Source organism: Segatella oris, assembly GCF_900637655.1.
GTDB classification, from domain to species: domain Bacteria; phylum Bacteroidota; class Bacteroidia; order Bacteroidales; family Bacteroidaceae; genus Prevotella; species Prevotella oris.
On the sequence record NZ_LR134384.1, the window covers coordinates 2,656,616 to 2,674,828 of the forward strand.

Sequence of the window (18,213 nt, forward strand, 5' to 3'; positions counted from 1 at the left end):
AATACTTATGTGTGTTGAATATCTAAATTTATTTTATAAGTCAAACAACATATTGTGGAATAGAATATGAAGAGTTTCAGTTATACAAAATCAATCCCCTCACTTGTAATTCTCCTCCAACATTCTCTCCAAGTCCGAAGCCTTGTAGAGTATCTTTCCTGCAAACTGCGTGTAGGGGATAATCTTCCTGTCTCGGTAGTCCTGCAAGGTACGGGGACTGATATACAGCCGCTCGCACACTTCCTTACCCGTGAGGAAAAGTTCGCCAGCAAAGAGTGGTTTGTGCGTCTGTGCTACTTCCACAATCCGTTTCCCCACACCTCTCAATGCCGAGACGACCAGCTGCATCTCGTCCGTCTCCATGTTCAAGTCTCTTGCTGTTTCCATCATATCTGTCTGTTTTTAGATTTGTTCGACTTCGTAAGAAGAAGTGCTTCCACATCCTCGCGCTTGTAATAGCACTTGTGTCCGATTTGCGTAAACGGCAGCACACCCGTATCACGATAATGCTGCAAGGTGCGTTTGCTGATATTCAGCAGCTGGCACACATCGCCGTTGTGCAGTCAGTCCGTGTGCTTGCTTTTCTCTCCGAATGCCTTGTGGCAGCATTCCGCAAGGCTCAAGATTTCATCCCGAAGCTTTGCCCAATTGGTTTCCGTAATGATGTAATAGTTCATAATCATATTTTGTTATTGTTTATTGTTTGTTGTTTGTTGTTTGTTGTTTCAGGTCCTTCCTGTTTCCATCGGCAAAGGTAATGGCGTACGTACGCCTCTCAAAGCCGTGGGGAACAGCAGGGAATTATCGGGAAGAATAAGAAAAAGAGCAATCCGTTCCGTCGGTTCGCATTTGCGTTTTCCTGCCCCGTCTTTTTTCTTTCATTGCAAAATTAATATTGGGCATTTCTTATTCCATCCCTTTTCATTCAAGTGGCAGCTTGTGGAGTCGTAATGGAATAGGTTGGCACAGTAATCCGATATAAATATGCTCCAGTCAATAGTTTGTAGATAGTTGGAGCAAAAGACTGCATCTGAAAGCAAACAACGACATCCACATTTCCTGCTTACTCTTCGTTCGTACTATCCGTTTTTTTCTTAATGAGACGATAAATGCTCTTCTTGACTACCTATCTCCCTAAGAAATTTAAAGCGGACGAGTGCAACATTATGCAAGAAGGCTCTGAATACTTGGAAGTTACGCATTCCCACTCTAACTTCACTCTTGGAAATCAATTCAAGGGAATAATGAAAAAGAAAGCAGATGCAGGCAATATAGACAGCAGGAGAAATCTTCATCGAAAGAGGAGTCCCTCCAAGAACGCAGAGATAGAAAACTATCTCTCCACACACTACGAGTTCAGATACAATACAGTATTGGGTAGAACCGAATATTGCAGTAAGGGTAATAATCGTTTTGTAAAAATCGGTCGCTATGAAATCAATACGTTTCGCAGGGAACTTGATTGCGATGAAAGCATAGCGACTTCTGCCGAGAACCTTTATTCCATCATCGAGAGCAGTTTCTCTCCCCGTATCAATCCCGTGCAGGAGTATTTCAAAGAGTTGCCACTGATAGATATAGGCGATGGTAGTAGTAATGGTAGTAGTTACAGTGGTAGTAGTGTTCCTATTTCCTTTTCACCAAAAGCAATTCCCAATTTGGCAAGTTGCGTGGTCGTCCGTAATTCTAACAAGTGGTTGCCGTATCTTACCAAGTGGCTTGTGGCGGTGGTCGCCAACGCAATTGACGACCGCGAGTGCCGTAACCATACCTGTCTTGTACTGACAGGTGAGCAGGGTAAGTTCAAGACAACGTTTCTCGATTTACTTTGTCCACCCAAACTGCACGGTTACAGCTATACGGGCAAGATATATCCACAAGAGAAGGACATACTCACTTATATCGGTCAGAACCTTATCGTAAATATAGATGACCAACTCAAAGCCCTCAATAAGCGGAATGAGAACGAGCTGAAAAACCTCATCACCTGTCCGATGGTCAAGTACCGTATGCCGTATGACAAGTACGTGGAGGAGTATCCCCACTTGGCAAGCTTCGTGGCATCAGTGAACGGCAATGACTTTCTTACAGACCCGACAGGCAGCAGAAGGTTTCTGCCCTTTGAAGTTCTATCCATAGACGTAGAGAAAGCCAAGCGTATGGGCGAAGCCTTGAAGAAAGCAGGATACATAAAGGTGAGCAAACGAAGAAACGGTGGTAGCCCCATCTATGTCTACAAGATTAGGAAAATCCTACCCTGCCCGCTCCTTCAAACTTGTAGTAACCAAATGTAGTAGAATGTGTAGTATTGTCTTATACTACAAAGTAATACTGATTATCAATCACTTATCACAAAATAATATGTAGTAAGAAGAAAGATGAAAAAGTTTGGAGGGGAAAACTTTGGAAACGGTAAAACCATAAAACAGACAAGCATAAATAATTATCATTCAACTCATTAAAGTATCAAAACAATGAAAGAAAAAGATTTATCAGCTATCAAGCAATATTCCATCGTGGAATATCTCGAAAAGAAAGGCATCAAGCCTGCCCGCAAAACACCAACCTATGCTGTGTATCGCTCACCATTGAGGGAAGAAGTGCATCCGAGTTTCAAGGTGGACAGGGAAAAGAACCTTTGGATAGACTATGCCGAAGGCAGGGGTGGAAGTATCATCGACCTTTGTATGCGCTTGGAAGGCTGCACGCTCTTGGAAGCCATCTGCCGTTTGGGGCAGAACGCTTCAGAGTATATAGTGCCCAGCTCCAGCTCTCCAAAGAGAGAAACATCCATCAGCCCAAAGCAAACAGAAAATACAATGGCAAGCGGTACAAGGAGACTGATAAGCATATCAGAGACCTTGCCACCACATTTACAGGAATATCTTATCAAGGAATGTTGCATCAATTTGGAAAAGGCAATACCCTTTCTCAAATGTATCAGCTATGAGGTAAGGGGAAGAAGACATGAAACCATCGGCTTTGCCAATTCTTCGGGTAGTTATGAACTTCGGGACAACAAAATATTCAAAGGAACGATTGTCCCCAAAGACATCACTCCGATATTTGAGGACAGGGCAAACCCGTCTGTCTGTTTGAAGGCTTTATGGACTTTCTCTCTTTTCTTTCAATGAAAGGGGAAGTAACCAACCAATGTCTCGTGATGAATTCTGTGAGTAATGTAGCAAGAAGTATTCACTACCTGAACAAAAGAAATATAACCTCTGTTCGTGCTTTTCTTGATAATGACGATACAGGGCGAAAAGCAGTACAGGAATTTGTAAACGCAGGTTTTAAGGTAGAAGATATGGCTGTGTATTATAAAGACTTCAAAGACCTCAACGAGTATCATGTCAGCCGTGTCCGTGAGCAACAGAAAGAGTTAGAGAAAACTCCCAATACAAGCAACAAAAGAAAACAAGTCAGACTTAAAATAAGATAGAGGTATGGAAAAGAAAGCAGTCAGCAAAGAGGAAATGGAAAATACCATCAGGAAATCTTTCAGTATGAGCCAAGCTGAAAGTTCAAGTGAACAAACCGTAGCTGAATTTCGAGCAAAGGGAATGAAAAATATTCAAGAGCAAAAACAACAAGAAACAGAACATGCCATAAAATATGTTACGCCAGCCGAGCCTGCACAGCATACAGAGAACACAACCGTTCAAAGACGCATCAGTGCCAAGATGAGAAAAGAGACACTCGACGCATACAAGTAGGCGTTCCTTGTTCCAACAAAGCTATATGAGAGAAAGGCGGTTTACCTGAGCAGGGAGACACAGGAATATGCAGACTTCATCGTACGCTGGTTGGGTGACAAGAGTTCCAACCTCTCAAGCTTTGTGGAAAATATCATCCGCACACATTTGGATGAATATGGTGAGGACATAGAGAAATGGAGAAAACTGTGAACCGTAATAAAAAGGTCGAGGGTTTAGGGAAAAAGGAACGCCTCTTCACTCAAAAACCTTCGACACTTTTCAGAGAGTAAGACAACGAACTTTTGCTAAAAATACTGAATGGTGGAACGCCACGAACGCTGTTAGATACTGAATGCATAACATCCGCTTTTCTACTACAAAACGCTTTATGCGTAAACGGTCTGTTAGGTAGCATTGCAAGACGTCAGTTTGTACCCACAAACAGCGTTTGCTCCCCTTGCTAAGTTATCGGGGAGATTAGACCGTAATCACTCTGTTCTCATCGGTCAGTGTCCAGAAATTAAGCAATAATAAATCATCTGCAATGATTAACTTTCAAAGAAACTTATATGGACAGATATAACAGAAAGACTGCCAAGTGACAGCAACGAGGTAAGGAAGAAGTGAGGATGAATAAGACGGAGTTCATCAAGATAAGGTGTACCTTAGAAGAAAAGCAGCTTATCAAGTCGAAGTCGGAAAGTACAGGGCGGAAGTTCTCAGACTACTGCCGTGAGATACTCCTGAATGATGAGGTAATTGCCGTCCCTAAGATGACCGACAATGAAAGGGAAGCCATCGAACTACTCAGACGAACGACCTACTTCTTACATATTTCCAATCTTATCAAGGTAAAGGATGATGCATGGGTACTGATTACCCAAAGTCTTTCTTATCTGGCAAGGGAGGCATTTAAGCGTTTCTTCAATCCCAAATACCACATTGAGGAAAGGGTAATTAAACTCTTAAATCTAATGGAGAATGATAGGAAAATGTAGAGCAATTGCGCATGGCAGCAATGCGCTGGAATATATTTTCAGAGAGGGCAAGCTTAGTAGTCGACTTGCCTTACATAATCTTTGCAGCAGAGAACCGAAGGCTATCTACGAGGAAATGAAGATGGTCAGCGGTTATAACAGTCGTTGCAGGAATAAGTTCCTGCGTATCGAAATCGGTATTGCACCTCAAGATGAGAAAAAGCTGCCTGTGTCAGAACTCATGCGGATAGCTCATCTGTTTGCCAAACAAATGGGACTTGACAACCACCAATGGGTGGCAGTAACACACAAGGACACCGATAACAGGCATATCCATATCATTGCCAACCGCATCAGCCTTTACGGAGAGGTCTATGATACCACCTTTGTGAACAATAGGGCAGCAAGAGTGGCAGAGGAACTCAGTCGTAAGTATGGCATGACCATCACAAAGGAGGTCAAGGCGAAAAAGAAACATCAGAATGCAAATGCCAATCCAACAAGAGAGCAAACCAAACAAAAAGTACAGCAAATTTGTTATACCCTACTCAACCAATACAAAGGCACAGGCATCGCTGGGCATTCTATATTTCTCTATGAATTGAGCAGGAATAGCATTGGTATTGAGCGTATGAAGAACAAATAGGACAAGGTCTATGGCTTGAAGTTCTCATACGAAGGAATGACTTTCAAGGCTTCCGAAATCGGTAGGGAGTTTGGCTATCATTCCTTGCAGAAAAACTTTGAATCAACTAGCAAAGAAAAAGCAAAGAAACCTAACCAAATAATACAGAAGGCAACAGAAAAGAGCGAACAACCTGATACAGGTTATCAACTTGTTCCCAAGAGCCGTTCTTCTATCTCACGAGACAGTGATACCTTACAAGCGAAGAATCTAATCAGTGAAGTGGCTGACACTACCATAAGCGCAGCTGACGAATTAGTGGAAGGATTAGGCGATTTGATTACACCATCTGCGCATAGCGATGACTATATCGAAGTTGCATGGCAACGCAAGCTGAGAAACCAAGCAAACAGAAAGAAGCGAGGATGAGGTATGTAATTCCATTCCAACTACGAATAGCATTAGAAAAGTGCAGAAAGAAGAATATCTCATTAAAAACGCTTGTTATTCGGTAACAAAGTATTATCTTTGCAGACAGAATAACAAGCGTTCTTTGTTAGGCAGAAAACAGCGAAGCCAAGTAGCTTGCTCGTTTCCAAATCGTTACCAGTTTAGTTATACCAATAAGGTAACTTCTTTATTTTCAAATAGATACATTGTAATAATTATCTTAGCGTGTAATTTGAGTCAAGTTACAGCCTAATTTGAGTCAAGTTGCCACACGATTTAATAGAGATTGTCACATGATTGGGTATATATTGTTCTATAAAACTACCTGTTATTATATGATGACAATGGATATTGTGTCGTGCGATGAGTGCCATGCTGGGCTATCCCGACTTTCGTTCCTATGAGTGACAACGGATATTGTGTTATGCGATGAGACATTTCTCATGTAGTAACTGCGTAGCAGTTATGCTTTTGAAAGCCCGTGGTTGGCGAGGAACGAGCCTACCTCGTGGAAGTGATAACGCGTGGTTTTCAAACCCGGTACGGGTTTTGCTTCTTCCAATTACGTGGCGGATACGAAAAAGCTGAACCCGTTCCGGGTTCATTTCATACGTCCATTTTATCCCCACGTAGGCTCACTTCGCTCGCCGACGTGGGGCTTTCAAAAGCACAACTCGTACCGAGTTGCCCTCCCACCTCTCGCCTGTTATCTTGCCACATGGTCATTACGATGAAACAATAGGGTGGAGATTACCACACGACAGGGTATAGAACGCATGCTTATTTGAGTCATTTTACGACGTAAAGTGACGCAAGTTGCATGGTGATTTGAGTCAAAAAGCAGAGTAATCTATGTCAAATGATTATGCAAACAGATATGGATTACACGAATTGGGGATAAATCTTTGCTTTTGAATAGTTTCAATTGCTTATCCCGAACAAAGGTGTTTGATGCTGCTATTTGCCTCAAAAAGCGCAGTGATTTAAGTCTGACGGTGAGATGATTTGACGTAGATTGCATGGAATTTCAGTGTTATTTTAGTCTTTATTTTGTATTGATTTTTGCAATATCCTGATAGCCAATGCGTTATGAACTGCCAAAATACAGCCCGTATTTGGAGCGAGATAGTCTTTCATTTCAAATACGCGAGCTATGTAAAGACCGTTGTAAACATTGCTGACAAATATTAACACATTATTCGTTTATAGGGATTTCAGCTTATCACATGCAATATAGGCTACGCTGACAATATTCAAAATCGTCCCTTTTAATGATTATTATACACATTATGAGCAAGCTAAAAACATTTTTTTCTACCTTTGCAACATTGAATGTTCGGCTGTTTCCATAGAGAAACCCATGGGATAACGAGAGACGCCTCTCATCAAAACGTTTTGCTTATGAATTTCAGACGTGTAGTTTTATTCATCATCATATTATTGCAAATCACCTTTCTCACAGAGGGATATGGCATTTTAGGCCCTGTCGACACGACCGAATTCAACGACTCTCTGCATGCGACACTGCTTCCGCAGCATGCAATAAAGACCATTCCTCCCGGCAACTACAGTGGCATTACCTGTTTGGGAAATGATGATTATGCCGTTGTAACCGACAAAGGTCAGCATGCAGGCTTCTATACTTTTCATATCACTTTGACAGCGAATGGCGACATCCAACAAGTAGAAAACAAGGGGTTCACAATGCTTGCAGGTGCAAACAACGACGAGGAAGCCATTGCCTATAATCCTCTGACGAAGCATCTCTACATCGGCAATGAGGCTTCTTCAGAAATTATCGACTATGACATGAAAAGCCAAAAGACTGTCAACAGGGCGGTTATCAGCGACTATCAGCGACGATGTCACGTGAACCGCAGTATAGAAAGCCTCACTTTCGACCGCCGTCGCAATCGACTTTTCACAATGAATGAGTCACCACTCATCGGAGATAATGGCTTGTTAGTACGCTTAAAACAGCTGACAACCGACTTGAAAGAAGAAAAAGAGTATTCTTATCTTATTGATGAACCGCTCGAATCGTCCAACAAAGCTGACAACCGACATGCTTATGGCGTAGCCGACTTGCTGGCTTTAGACGATGGAACCATACTCGTGCTCGAACGAGAGCTATACATCAGGGCGCTGAAACTCAACAGTTGGGTGATGAATAAGATGTTTCGCATTAAGCCTGGTAACCCTCGTAAACAGTTTGTTGCAGGCTGGCGAACATGGCTTCGCCTTGTAGACAGCGACTTTGCCAACTATGAAGGTATGTGCGAAGGCCCTCGGTTGAGCGACGGGAGGCATGTAATCGTATTCTGTGCTGACAGTCAAGATCGTTACAAAGGCGTCTTGAAAGACTATTTCCGCACGATTGTCTTTTGACAAAGGGACTGAAACAATCTTTCGTTTTCATCTTTTCTGCTTGAAAAACTCCTGCATCAGCTGGCGGCATTCGGCTTCAAGCACACCACAAGTCACCGTGGCTTTAGGATGAAAAGCACGTGGTGCATAAAGCTGATAGCCCCGTTTTTCATCGCTTGCTCCATAGACAATGCGACCAATCTGTGCCCAGCCTATGGCTCCGGCACACATCACACAAGGTTCCACGGTCACATAGAGTGTGCAGTCAGAGAGATACTTCCCACCTAACAAATCGGCTGCCGACGTGATGGCTTGCATCTCGGCATGCGCCGTGACATCATGCAGTTTCTCGGTCAGGTTGTGTGCCCTGCTGATGATTCTATCCTTGCAGACGATGACAGCTCCAATGGGTATTTCTCCCTCTTCGGCTGCCCTTTCTGCCTCATAGAGGGCTTTTCGCATGTATTGTTCGTCCTTGTTGTCAGTTTCTTTCATGTTTATTTCAGTGAACATTTCCTCGATACATTGGTAAAATTGATGCTGACCATGGTCTGTCCATACTGCTCTACATTGATATGCTTATAGCAGGAATAGTCGAGGTTCATATCCGTGTTGGTTCTCAACAACAGATTTTCAATCGCAGTTCCTTTGCCTTCACTGATTGTTGTCGACCTACTGTTGATGGTATCTTCGGTTGCAAAGAATGTAAATTGACCGATATGTGTATCTGTTAAGCCCAGTCCATGCGTCCCGATATCAATGGTTGCCCGTTGAAAATTGCAGCCGTCTAACAACAATTCAACCTTTCTACGGAAATCAAAGGTGTCAGCTTTGAGATTTGCTATATTCAAGGAGCCACCTTTCAAGTTAAGACTTTTAGGGTTGGCAAGCAGCTGAAGCAACGTAGCCTTAGGCATATTGACAATGATGACCGCAGTTTGTGAGCTGTAATCAGTGTCGTAATCTTCTTCAGAGGTTTGCTCTTCCTCTTTCTTTTCCACAATTTCAAACGTCCTTCCTTCAGCCTTTGTTTTTCCCACTTCGCTACTGGTAATAATATCAAGCATCGTGCCTTTCATCTTCACTTCTACGAGTTCAGAAGGATAATCAACCGTGATTTCACGGGCATTATCGTCAGAAACCAACTCTATGATGTAGTTCTGACTCTCTTCATCATAGGGATCTAAGGCCACAAAAGCTTGAATGGCCGTGAGCTTCTGCGTCTTTAACGTTCCTCTTATGCAGGTTTGGAATATTCTGGCCGGCTGCTCCAACGACATGGTTGAAGTCATCACAAGCATCAGGTAGCTTGCAGCAATGAGTCCAAGGATTATCTTTGTTGTTGTTTTCATTATTGCTCCTCCTTCTTTTACATACGGTCAATCACTTCCAATTCACACAATCGGCGATAGGAAAGCCACAGATTTACAAGTCCGAGCAAGCCCACCCACGCAGTCAAAATATAGAAAGAAGCGTTGTTGTCGGCATTGAAGAACAACAGAGTAAGGCCTCCGATGAGCAACAACACAAAGGCGCTGATGGTGGTTCCTAACAGTGGTTTGCGCGGAAAAACAAAACTGCCGAGCATAAAGAACGAAACGGCAAAGACATACCATGCCGTGGCATACAGGATATTCAGCAGGCCATTACTGCCAAAACCCAACCACATGACAGGGTGAGCAATCCTGATATCTACATTTGGAAACGCCGAGGAAAGGAGTAAATAACGCATGATTTCGAGCGCATAGAATATCACATGGAACACCACAAAATAGCCCACGACAAACAACAGCGTACGAGCGAGCCAGTTTTCAAACATGCTCACGGGTATGGTCAGCACGTGAATGCGCCCTGCTTTCTGCTGTCCGTCGGTGAAAATCCGTGTGGCCGAGATGCAAGCTCCTGTATAAAGCAACAGTGTTCCCCATACAATGAGCGCTGTTTTCCCTGCATCATAAGCCTTTGTCCCGTCTTCAGGCTCATAGATAGAAGCATAGGAAATCAGGCAAGTCCACATCTCTATGATGAAAAGGATACCCAACAGAATGGCTGCCGAAAAGAGAATTGTGCGTCGCTGTTCGGTCCACAGTTTGCCTAAATAACACAAGAAACGCTTAAAATCAAAGAAATTATTAGTCATGGTGTACCTCCTTTCCGTGCATAGCTTCCTCAAAATAGGCTTCAAGATCAATGTTTGCCTGAAGCTCTTCGTTACGAATAACCTCACTTCTATCAATCAGCAACACATGATTAAGTACGCTTTCAATATCTTTCACCTGGTGTGTTGAAATCATAAATATACGGTCTGGGCCGATACCCTTCGTGATGAAAGTACGAAACTGGCGCTTCCCTGGAATATCGAGACCGTTGGTAGGCTCATCCATCAGCAGTATCTTCGTGTGTGTGGCCATGGCAAAACTCATGAAAATCTTCTTGCGCTGACCGAGTGAAAGATCGCCTAAATACACGTTGGCAGTCATTCCGAAGGTTTGCAGATAGAGATTCATGTCGTCCTGAGAAAAGTGAGGATAGAATACGCTGTTTGTCTTGATATACTGCCGGAGCGTGACATTAGGCAGTTCAAACTCGTCAGGAACGAGGAAGATTTCACGCATCGTGACAGGCTTGCGCTTACGAACATCAACGCCACCAAGAGTCACGCTGCCCTTATCTGGAGTCAGCAAACCGGCCATCATATATAATAAGGTGGACTTTCCTGCACCGTTCGGCCCCAAAAGTCCATAGATCCTGCCTGGCTGTAGTTGCAGACTGAAGTTGCTGAACACAGGCGAATGATGCTTAGGATAACAGAAACAGAGATTGTTTATTTTCATAGATATCACTTGAAATTTTATCGAAAAGTAGGAAACTGTCTGATAACTGCAAAGTTATAAAATTATCGGGAAGCTACAATTCCTATTATATATTTTTTTCATTTGAATGCAATATGACAAGTGAATTTATTTCTTCGCATACTCATATCTTACAAGCTCTGAGCCAAACTGAATTTACACAACAAAAAAGCGAGCAGGAAACAAATTCCAACTCGCTTAACTATATTAAATATAACGCTGTTTGTTACTGCTTTGGAGCCTCTTCCTGAGCATCAAGACCAAGGGCTGCACGTGCGTTCTTATCTTCAGGATCGAGTTTGACAAGCTGCTCATAGTATGGTTTTGCAGCTTCAAGATCGTTCTTGGTGACCCAGTAATAGTAGCCAAGGTTAGCAAGAGCAGATTTCAAAGTAGAAGTTTCATCCTCCTGACGGTCAGCTTTATTGGCCAACAAATCAACTGCCTTTTGGAAGAATTCCGCACCTTTCTCGTCCTGACCTGCCTTAGATGCCTGCATACCGGCCATATTATTAACCCACGCTGCAATAGTAGGCCACTTCTCTGCCATCTGATTATAGATACCATAAGCCTTATCGAGGTTAGCTTGCTTGGTAGGTCCTGCCTTCTCTGCCTTTTGAACATAGATGTTAGCTAACTTTGCAAAGTCAGACGGAGTAGCATTCTGGTTGTGTGCCATATAAATCTCATTGCACTCCAATGCCTTGTCTTCCTGCCCCATCTCTGCATAGGTATCAGCCATATACTGATATGGTTTGTAATCGTCCTTCGTCAGATCAAAGGCTTTCTGATACTGGGCAATTGCTTCATCATACTGCTTATTACCCTTAAGGGCAAGACCATAATAAATATAGTCGCGGGCACTCTTTTCAACAGAATCGGTGTTGATGATAACCTTTGCAAAATTAATTGCCTCGTCATTCTTCTGCAAATCTACAGCACTCCAAAGAGCTACACGATCAAAAGTAATGTCCTTGGCGAACTTCTGAATACCAAATTTTGAGATATCAAGACTTTCGTCCTTCTTGTTGGCCATATAAGCAGAAACGGCATAACCTACAAGATAATACTCTTCGAGCTTATCCTTATTAGTCTTAGAAAAGTATTCATAAGCCTTAGCATAGTTTCCGGCAAGGTAGAAGTTATTACCTGCTTCAGCCTCAATAGGGAAATCCGGGCAGTTCTGTTTCAACAGATTAAGTGCTCGCTCACTCTCTTCCGGACTACGTTTTCTATAGACATTTGAATAGCGCATATAGCCCTGAGGGTTCTTTGGATCCATAGACATACTCTGCTCATACCACATAGCGGCATTACCACCATCATCTTTCATGGCAGCAATATCACCTAAAAGGATATAAGCATCACCACAATCCTTATACTTTGCAACTACGGCATTCGCAATATTGGTTGCTTCATCATACTGCTTGTTCATCAATAAAGCCTCACCCAATGCCACAAGTGCCTTAGGTTCTTTCTTGAATTCCTTCTGATAGTCCTTAATGAGATTCTTTAAAGTCTTGGCATCCATATTAGGAGTAGCCTTAAGAGACTGCTCAATAGGCTTTAACATCGCATTATAGTTGGCATTCTGTGCCATGGCTGGAACTGACAATCCCATCATCAGTAATCCTGCTACTACATATTTAATCTTTTTCATACTCTTCCTTTTTTTAATTAAAACCTAACTGTGTCTTATGACGAACAACAGAGAGGAAAGTTTAACTCTCTAATTGACTATCTCTTAATATTAACAGTTTTTATGGTGATGTCACCCCTATAAGGTAGCAACCCCGTCTTAAATAGTATCAACTGGCCTTTGGGACCCGTAATATAGTTGGCAAAACTCCAAGGTAGAGCCTGATAAGGATCAACTACAATGGCATATAAAGTACGGGCAAACGGATAACGACCATCAAGCAAATAAGCCTGATAGGGTTTCCAACTATTCATAGGGGTCGCCTTATCCTTTACGGATACAGACATGACATGAACATTCTTCTTGAAAGTGGTATTGGTTGAATCGCGCTTATCATTAAGCCAATTCGAGCCGATAATACCAATTGCATTTTCGTTATTGTCGACATAATCAATGACAGCCTTACTGTTCTTGGCAGCAACAATGTTGCCGGCAGTAAGGTTCTTACCGTCCATGATAGAGTCAATCACATAATGCAATGTTGCAGAAGCAGGATTATCAAAAACCACTTCAATGCTTCCACGCTTTGATCCTGGATAGATTTCACTCCAGTATTTTACCTTACCTCCCAACACCTTTTTGATGTCATTAACTGTAATACAAGTATCATTATTGTTTTTATTAACAATGAAAGCTAAGCCATCATAGCCAATGGGAAAAGTCTTTGGAATAAGATTTTTGGATTTGAAATAAGCAACTTCGCTTGGTTTCAAATCACGAGATGTAAAGAAAAGACACGTCTTCAAATCTTGGAGCCTTTTGAACCCCGTAATATCATCAGCATAAAGTGCTTTCAGATGTGCCTTGGGATATTCAAATTCAAACTGCTGCCTTTCTTCTTCTATAAAGGGACTGAAACTCTCGTCAGAGACGAACTCAATCGTCCCTGACGTAGGAGTATCGGTTCTACTGCCTTTGGTTTTCTTCCCACAAGATGAGAAGCCAACCAAAGTCAGGAATAATCCAATAAATATATAAGATAAATTCTTATTCATTTATTTCAATTACTGTAACTTAAATTGCACAGGAACATTGAACTTCACACGTACGGCAGAACCATTCTGCTTACCTGGATTCCAACGTGGCATGCTACTTACGACACGAGCAGCCTCACGATCAAGTGAAGGATCGACAGACTTTGCAACGCGTACATCAGTGATAGAACCATCACGCTCAACAACGAACGAAATCGTTACACGGCCCTGGATACCATTTTCCTGAGCAACAACCGGATATTTCACATGTGAGCTAAGATACTGCAACAATGCACTTGGACCACCTGGAAATGACGGCATCACCTCAACGACATCAAAAACCTTCTGTGTAACTTCTTCCTTTGGAGCTGGTGGAGGAGTAGCCACTGCAATATCATTACGCACAGCCTCAACAGTACGATCCTTCGTACCTTCATGAGTTTCTGTACCGACAGCGACTTTATCATCTAACTGATCCATCTGCTTCAGCGTATTAGACTCTTTTACAAGTTCATCTTTCTTGATGACAGGAGCAACGAACTTCTGAGTCTCACGTGCTACAGGAATTTCCTTCTTGGGTTGAACCTTTGGCTGAACAACTTCCTTCTTCTCGTTTTTCTTAGCCTCTTGCTGGAGTTTTGCAAGTTGCATAGCTTCCATATAAGCCTGCTGCGCTTCAGCATTCCTCTGTGAAATGACCTTCCATGCGAGGAAACCACCAACGAGTGCAGCAGCAATGATCAAGATAAGGAGTGCCTTGATGTTACGTCCGGAAGTTCCCTTACGAAGTCTATAGGCTCCATAAGCTTGGTTCTTGTCGGCGAACACCATATCGACCCATTTAGGATCGTACAAATCTATTTTTGCCATTTGTTTCTATATTTTAATTGTTTCGTTACTTCATCAATTAGAGTTTCACTCCTCTGAGCTTCAACAAATGAAGATCATCAGGATTAAGCTTATCGATGACGTAAGTACCAATACTTAGAATCTGCATTTCGTCGAGTGCATCGACCATATTCTTATAAGAGGCATTATCTGAAGGCTTGATGATAACGGTCAAGGTAGGAATTTTCCCATCCTTGAGTTCACCAGCCTTGAGCTTACTAAGTTTCTTTTGATATATGCTATCTGGATACATCTTAGGATCCTTAGCCTTCTCAGCATTCAACTCCTTCACTGCAAGTTCTATACGGGTTACAGGTTTGGTACCATTTGCAGTAGCATGATTTCTCAATGCTTTGCGAATTCCATCATTACCCCATGTTGTTTCTTTAATCCATGTAGGATTATTATATTGGGGCTCACCTTCACCATAATAGATCTTATTATCGGCAGTCACATAAATTGTAATTGCTTCAGAAGCTTTGGCTTCGCTCTTCTGATCGTTTGTAACGTTGTCATTACTTGGCATCGTCAACTCCATGGTCTGCGGCTTACTAAGTGATGTACACAACATGAAGAACGTGATCAGCAACATGAGCATGTCCACCATAGGCGTAAAGTCTACGCGAACCGTCATCTTCTTTTGTTTGCTTTCTTTCTTTGCCATTGATTAGTCCCCCTGTTTTTTAAGCTGTGTAATCATATAGTAATGGCTCTCATCCATATCCTGGAGTTCACTCATTACCTTTTTGACAGTCTTATAAGGTGTCGAAGCATCAGCCTTGAGTGCAATCTTGATATTGTCATTGACAGTACGTGCTGCATCAACCCACTGCTGAAACTCGCTCATACCACCCTTAATGCTATCCATAGGAATACCCTTCGTAGGAAGAGTTTTATGACGCATTACCGTAGAAGAAGCCAGATAACCGCTAAGTTCATTCATTGGAACACCGAATGTAGACTCTGTCTTGAAAACCTTGCTCTGTGCAGCACTCAATTTTACGCCAAACTTATTGGCCATATTATCAAGAACCTGCCCCAGCTGATCTGTATTATCCAAACTCAAAAACACCTGACCTTCGCCTGTTGGCCTACCGGCTGCATCCTTTTCAGGATTGACCAGAATAGTCAGGACGCCGTTCTCAGGCACCTTTATTTCAGACACTGAACCTGGAGTGTTCACCTTTACCGGCTCATTCTTGACGAATGTTGACGTCAGCATAAAGAAGGTGAGCAACAAGGTCATAACGTCTGACATAGGCGTCATATCGATCCAAACGTCACTTTTCTTAATTTTTACTTTACCCATAGCGATAAATTTTTAAAGGGTTAGCAAAAATTAAGCTTCTTCTGTGTGGTTAGCTTCGTATGTCTGAGCAATTGAGTAACCTACCTCGTCGAGTGCGTATGTCAGCTTGTCAACCTTATTAGTGAAGTAGTTGTAAGATACAACAGCACACCATGATGTCAAAATACCGAATGCAGTATTGATCAAAGCCTCAGAAATACCAGCTGAAAGTGCAGCAGAGTCAGCACCACCACCAGCAGACAGAGCAGAGAATGACTTAATCATACCAGTTACAGTACCAAGAAGACCGGTCAAAGTACCCAATGTTACGATGGTCGCAATGATAGGAAGGTTCATTGTCAATGTAGGCATTTCAAGCTGTGTTGCTTCTTCATGAGCCTGCTGAATCTTAGCAATTTTCTGTGCCTTCTTCAATGAAGCATTAGCACCTGTCTCCATATCTTTGTAAGCATTCAACGATGCATAAACAACATTAGCGACAGAACCTCTCTGCTTATCGCAAAGCTGCTGAGCCTGTGCAAAGTCGTTTGCATTCAACGCAGCCTTAATATTTACAACAAACTTAGGCAGTGAGCCTTTACCAAAAGCTGTCTTCATAGCGAGAACACGCTCGATAGACATTGCCAATACTGTAAGCAACAATGTGTGGATAACAGGCACAATCATACCACCCTTAAAGATAGTTCCCCATACATCTGCAGGTGCACCATTAGAATCACCACCTTGGAAGTGACTTGCATCACCAAACCATGTGTAGAACAAAATGAAAGCGATTGCAGCGCAAACGACGATAATCCAGAATGCACCTCTTACTCCCTGAAAGCCCTGAGATTTCTTAGGGCTGGCTGTTTTTTGTGTAGTTGCCATAATTTAAACTTTTATTTTTTAGTTATTATAAATTGATATATTATCTGATATAAATGTTATTTGCAAAAGGTTCGCACATAAATTGCTTTCTTTTTGTTTGGCAAAGATAGCAATTTATGAATAACTAAGCATCGAATTAAGAAGTTTTAACGATAGATTCTCATTAAAAGAGCAACATCACTTCACGTAACTTCCCTTATCAACGCATTGTTATTTCAATTTTGTTAAAACCTCCTTTATTCTCTTCATTGCTTCCTTAATATTGTCATCACTGGTTGCATAGCTCATTCTAAAACATTCGGGATCACCAAAAGCATCCCCACCAACGGTTGCAACATGTGCTTTTTCCAACAAGTAGAGTGCAAAATCTGTCGCATTATTAATAGTTATCTGACCATCGGTCTTTCCAAAGAAACTGCTACATTTCGGGAAAAGATAAAAAGCACCTTCGGGAGTATTAACCTCCAACCCAGGAATATCCTTTGCCAGTTTGACTATTAAATTACGACGACGTTCAAAAGCCAAGCGCATCTGTTCAACACAACCTTGATCCAAGGTATAGGCCGCCTCCGCAGCTTTCTGGCTGACAGAACAAGGGCCACTCGTATATTGTCCTTGCAGTTTATTACAACCTTTGACTATCCATTCCGGCGCAGCAATATATCCGATACGCCATCCCGTCATGGCATACGCTTTGGAAACACCATTCACTATAATAGAGCGCTCTTTCATTCCTGCCACCTTAGCAATACTTGCATGCTTACCCACATAGTTAATATGCTCATAAATCTCATCAGCTAAGACATAGAGATCTTCATGTTTCTTGATGACAGCAGCTAACGCATCAAGTTCCTCCTGGGTATAAACGCTACCTGTAGGGTTACTTGGTGAGCAAAGAATTAGAAGCTTTGTTTTTGGTGTAATGGCAGCTTCAAGCTGCTGAGGTGTCATTTTGAAATTCTGATCAAACCCTGCATTGACAATTACAGGGTTACCACCTGCCAGCTTTACCATCTGCGGATAGCTCACCCAATAAGGAGCAGGGATAATTACCTCGTCGCCATCATTAATCAAAGCCATCACAGTATTGCAGACGCTTTGCTTTGCACCATTACTGACGAGCACCTCACTCACCGAATAGTCCAAACCATTCTCATGCTTCAGTTTTGCAACAATGGCTTTCCGTAAATCAGCATAGCCTGGGACAGGAGAATACTTGGAATAGTTTTCATCAATCGCTTTCTTGGCTGCCTCCTTGATATTCTCTGGCGTATTAAAGTCTGGTTCACCAACACTCATATTGATTACATCAATACCTTGTGCTTTCATTTCACTACTCTTTTGCGACATAGCAAGTGTTGCTGATGGTGCAAGTCGAATTAAACGATTTGACAATTGTCCCATAACGCTAAACTTTTGGTTAATAAATCTACTACAAATATAAACAATTTATCCGTTACAGTGAATATAATTCAATGTTTTTTTTGTTAAATCTTCTCCAATCATA

The 18,213-nt window shown here is 42.2% G+C and carries 15 protein-coding genes and 4 pseudogenes; 6 read left to right on the top strand and 13 right to left on the bottom strand.

Going from position 1 to position 18,213, the window contains the following annotated elements; all coding sequences use genetic code 11:
* Window positions 1–99: 99 nt before the first annotated feature.
* Window positions 100–390, bottom strand: coding sequence for a helix-turn-helix domain-containing protein (locus EL210_RS11145; protein WP_018919632.1), 291 nt, complete (start codon window positions 388–390; stop codon window positions 100–102).
* Window positions 387–677, bottom strand: a pseudogene (locus EL210_RS11150) (helix-turn-helix domain-containing protein). The gene EL210_RS11145 and the pseudogene EL210_RS11150 overlap by 4 nt, the downstream one beginning before the upstream one ends.
* Window positions 678–1,109: 432 nt before the next feature.
* On the opposite strand from EL210_RS11150, the gene EL210_RS11155 reads away from it, so the two are divergent.
* The 6 genes and pseudogenes from EL210_RS11155 to EL210_RS11185 all read left to right on the top strand — a co-directional run bounded on the left by EL210_RS11155 (window position 1,110) and on the right by EL210_RS11185 (window position 8,138).
* Window positions 1,110–2,294, top strand: a complete 1,185-nt coding sequence (locus EL210_RS11155) for a VapE domain-containing protein (RefSeq protein WP_018919634.1) — start codon at window positions 1,110–1,112, stop codon at window positions 2,292–2,294.
* A 180-nt stretch (window positions 2,295–2,474) separates the two neighbouring features.
* Window positions 2,475–3,442: pseudogene (locus tag EL210_RS11160) on the top strand (toprim domain-containing protein).
* A gap of 4 nt (window positions 3,443–3,446) precedes the next feature.
* Window positions 3,447–3,908: pseudogene (locus EL210_RS11165) on the top strand (DUF3408 domain-containing protein).
* Window positions 3,909–4,327: 419 nt separating this feature from the next.
* The gene (locus tag EL210_RS11170; RefSeq protein WP_018919637.1) at window positions 4,328–4,696 is read left to right on the top strand and encodes a plasmid mobilization protein; all 369 of its coding nucleotides are present in this window, start codon (window positions 4,328–4,330) and stop codon (window positions 4,694–4,696) included.
* Window positions 4,680–5,729, top strand: a pseudogene (locus EL210_RS11175) (relaxase/mobilization nuclease domain-containing protein). The gene EL210_RS11170 and the pseudogene EL210_RS11175 overlap by 17 nt, the downstream one beginning before the upstream one ends.
* Window positions 5,730–7,151: 1,422 nt before the next feature.
* A complete protein-coding gene (locus tag EL210_RS11185) occupies window positions 7,152–8,138 on the top strand; it encodes an esterase-like activity of phytase family protein (RefSeq protein ID WP_018919640.1) in 987 nt (328 codons plus the stop codon).
* 27 nt (window positions 8,139–8,165) lie between these two features.
* On the opposite strand, the gene EL210_RS11190 is transcribed toward EL210_RS11185, so the two are convergent.
* The 11 genes from EL210_RS11190 to EL210_RS11240 form a co-directional block, all read right to left on the bottom strand.
* The gene (locus EL210_RS11190; protein WP_026285887.1) at window positions 8,166–8,612 is read right to left on the bottom strand and encodes a nucleoside deaminase; all 447 of its coding nucleotides are present in this window, start codon (window positions 8,610–8,612) and stop codon (window positions 8,166–8,168) included.
* 2 nt (window positions 8,613–8,614) lie between these two features.
* Complete coding sequence (locus tag EL210_RS11195; protein ID WP_018919642.1) at window positions 8,615–9,469, bottom strand: hypothetical protein; 855 nt, start codon at window positions 9,467–9,469, stop codon at window positions 8,615–8,617.
* A 17-nt stretch (window positions 9,470–9,486) separates the two neighbouring features.
* Window positions 9,487–10,257, bottom strand: a complete 771-nt coding sequence (locus tag EL210_RS11200) for a hypothetical protein (RefSeq protein ID WP_018919643.1) — start codon at window positions 10,255–10,257, stop codon at window positions 9,487–9,489.
* Complete coding sequence (locus EL210_RS11205) at window positions 10,250–10,951, bottom strand: ABC transporter ATP-binding protein (RefSeq protein ID WP_018919644.1); 702 nt, start codon at window positions 10,949–10,951, stop codon at window positions 10,250–10,252. The genes EL210_RS11200 and EL210_RS11205 overlap by 8 nt, the downstream gene beginning before the upstream one ends.
* Before the next feature lie 244 nt (window positions 10,952–11,195).
* The gene (locus EL210_RS11210) at window positions 11,196–12,629 is read right to left on the bottom strand and encodes a tetratricopeptide repeat protein (RefSeq protein ID WP_018919645.1); all 1,434 of its coding nucleotides are present in this window, start codon (window positions 12,627–12,629) and stop codon (window positions 11,196–11,198) included.
* 77 nt (window positions 12,630–12,706) lie between these two features.
* Window positions 12,707–13,663, bottom strand: a complete 957-nt coding sequence (locus EL210_RS11215) for a PstS family phosphate ABC transporter substrate-binding protein (RefSeq protein WP_018919646.1) — start codon at window positions 13,661–13,663, stop codon at window positions 12,707–12,709.
* Between the two features lie 9 nt (window positions 13,664–13,672).
* Window positions 13,673–14,512: an energy transducer TonB gene (locus EL210_RS11220; protein WP_004371569.1), complete on the bottom strand. Its 840-nt coding sequence runs from the start codon at window positions 14,510–14,512 to the stop codon at window positions 13,673–13,675.
* Between the two features lie 37 nt (window positions 14,513–14,549).
* On the bottom strand, window positions 14,550–15,194 hold the full coding sequence (locus tag EL210_RS11225) for an ExbD/TolR family protein (RefSeq protein WP_018919648.1): 645 nt from the start codon (window positions 15,192–15,194) through the stop codon (window positions 14,550–14,552).
* Window positions 15,195–15,197: 3 nt separating this feature from the next.
* Window positions 15,198–15,839, bottom strand: coding sequence for an ExbD/TolR family protein (locus EL210_RS11230; RefSeq protein ID WP_004371572.1), 642 nt, complete (start codon window positions 15,837–15,839; stop codon window positions 15,198–15,200).
* Window positions 15,840–15,869: 30 nt separating this feature from the next.
* On the bottom strand, window positions 15,870–16,706 hold the full coding sequence (locus tag EL210_RS11235; RefSeq protein WP_004371574.1) for a MotA/TolQ/ExbB proton channel family protein: 837 nt from the start codon (window positions 16,704–16,706) through the stop codon (window positions 15,870–15,872).
* 210 nt (window positions 16,707–16,916) lie between these two features.
* Window positions 16,917–18,110: a pyridoxal phosphate-dependent aminotransferase gene (locus EL210_RS11240; RefSeq protein WP_018919649.1), complete on the bottom strand. Its 1,194-nt coding sequence runs from the start codon at window positions 18,108–18,110 to the stop codon at window positions 16,917–16,919.
* Between the last annotated feature and the right edge of the window lie 103 nt (window positions 18,111–18,213).

Coding starts and splice junctions, on each gene's coding strand:
- EL210_RS11145 (WP_018919632.1), bottom strand. CDS start 390: ATGATGGAAACAGCAAGAGACTTGAACATGGAGACGGACGAGATGCAG.
- EL210_RS11155 (WP_018919634.1), top strand. CDS start 1,110: ATGCTCTTCTTGACTACCTATCTCCCTAAGAAATTTAAAGCGGACGAG.
- EL210_RS11170 (WP_018919637.1), top strand. CDS start 4,328: ATGAATAAGACGGAGTTCATCAAGATAAGGTGTACCTTAGAAGAAAAG.
- EL210_RS11185 (WP_018919640.1), top strand. CDS start 7,152: ATGAATTTCAGACGTGTAGTTTTATTCATCATCATATTATTGCAAATC.
- EL210_RS11190 (WP_026285887.1), bottom strand. CDS start 8,612: ATGAAAGAAACTGACAACAAGGACGAACAATACATGCGAAAAGCCCTC.
- EL210_RS11195 (WP_018919642.1), bottom strand. CDS start 9,469: ATGAAAACAACAACAAAGATAATCCTTGGACTCATTGCTGCAAGCTAC.
- EL210_RS11200 (WP_018919643.1), bottom strand. CDS start 10,257: ATGACTAATAATTTCTTTGATTTTAAGCGTTTCTTGTGTTATTTAGGC.
- EL210_RS11205 (WP_018919644.1), bottom strand. CDS start 10,951: ATGAAAATAAACAATCTCTGTTTCTGTTATCCTAAGCATCATTCGCCT.
- EL210_RS11210 (WP_018919645.1), bottom strand. CDS start 12,629: ATGAAAAAGATTAAATATGTAGTAGCAGGATTACTGATGATGGGATTG.
- EL210_RS11215 (WP_018919646.1), bottom strand. CDS start 13,663: ATGAATAAGAATTTATCTTATATATTTATTGGATTATTCCTGACTTTG.
- EL210_RS11220 (WP_004371569.1), bottom strand. CDS start 14,512: ATGGCAAAAATAGATTTGTACGATCCTAAATGGGTCGATATGGTGTTC.
- EL210_RS11225 (WP_018919648.1), bottom strand. CDS start 15,194: ATGGCAAAGAAAGAAAGCAAACAAAAGAAGATGACGGTTCGCGTAGAC.
- EL210_RS11230 (WP_004371572.1), bottom strand. CDS start 15,839: ATGGGTAAAGTAAAAATTAAGAAAAGTGACGTTTGGATCGATATGACG.
- EL210_RS11235 (WP_004371574.1), bottom strand. CDS start 16,706: ATGGCAACTACACAAAAAACAGCCAGCCCTAAGAAATCTCAGGGCTTT.
- EL210_RS11240 (WP_018919649.1), bottom strand. CDS start 18,110: ATGGGACAATTGTCAAATCGTTTAATTCGACTTGCACCATCAGCAACA.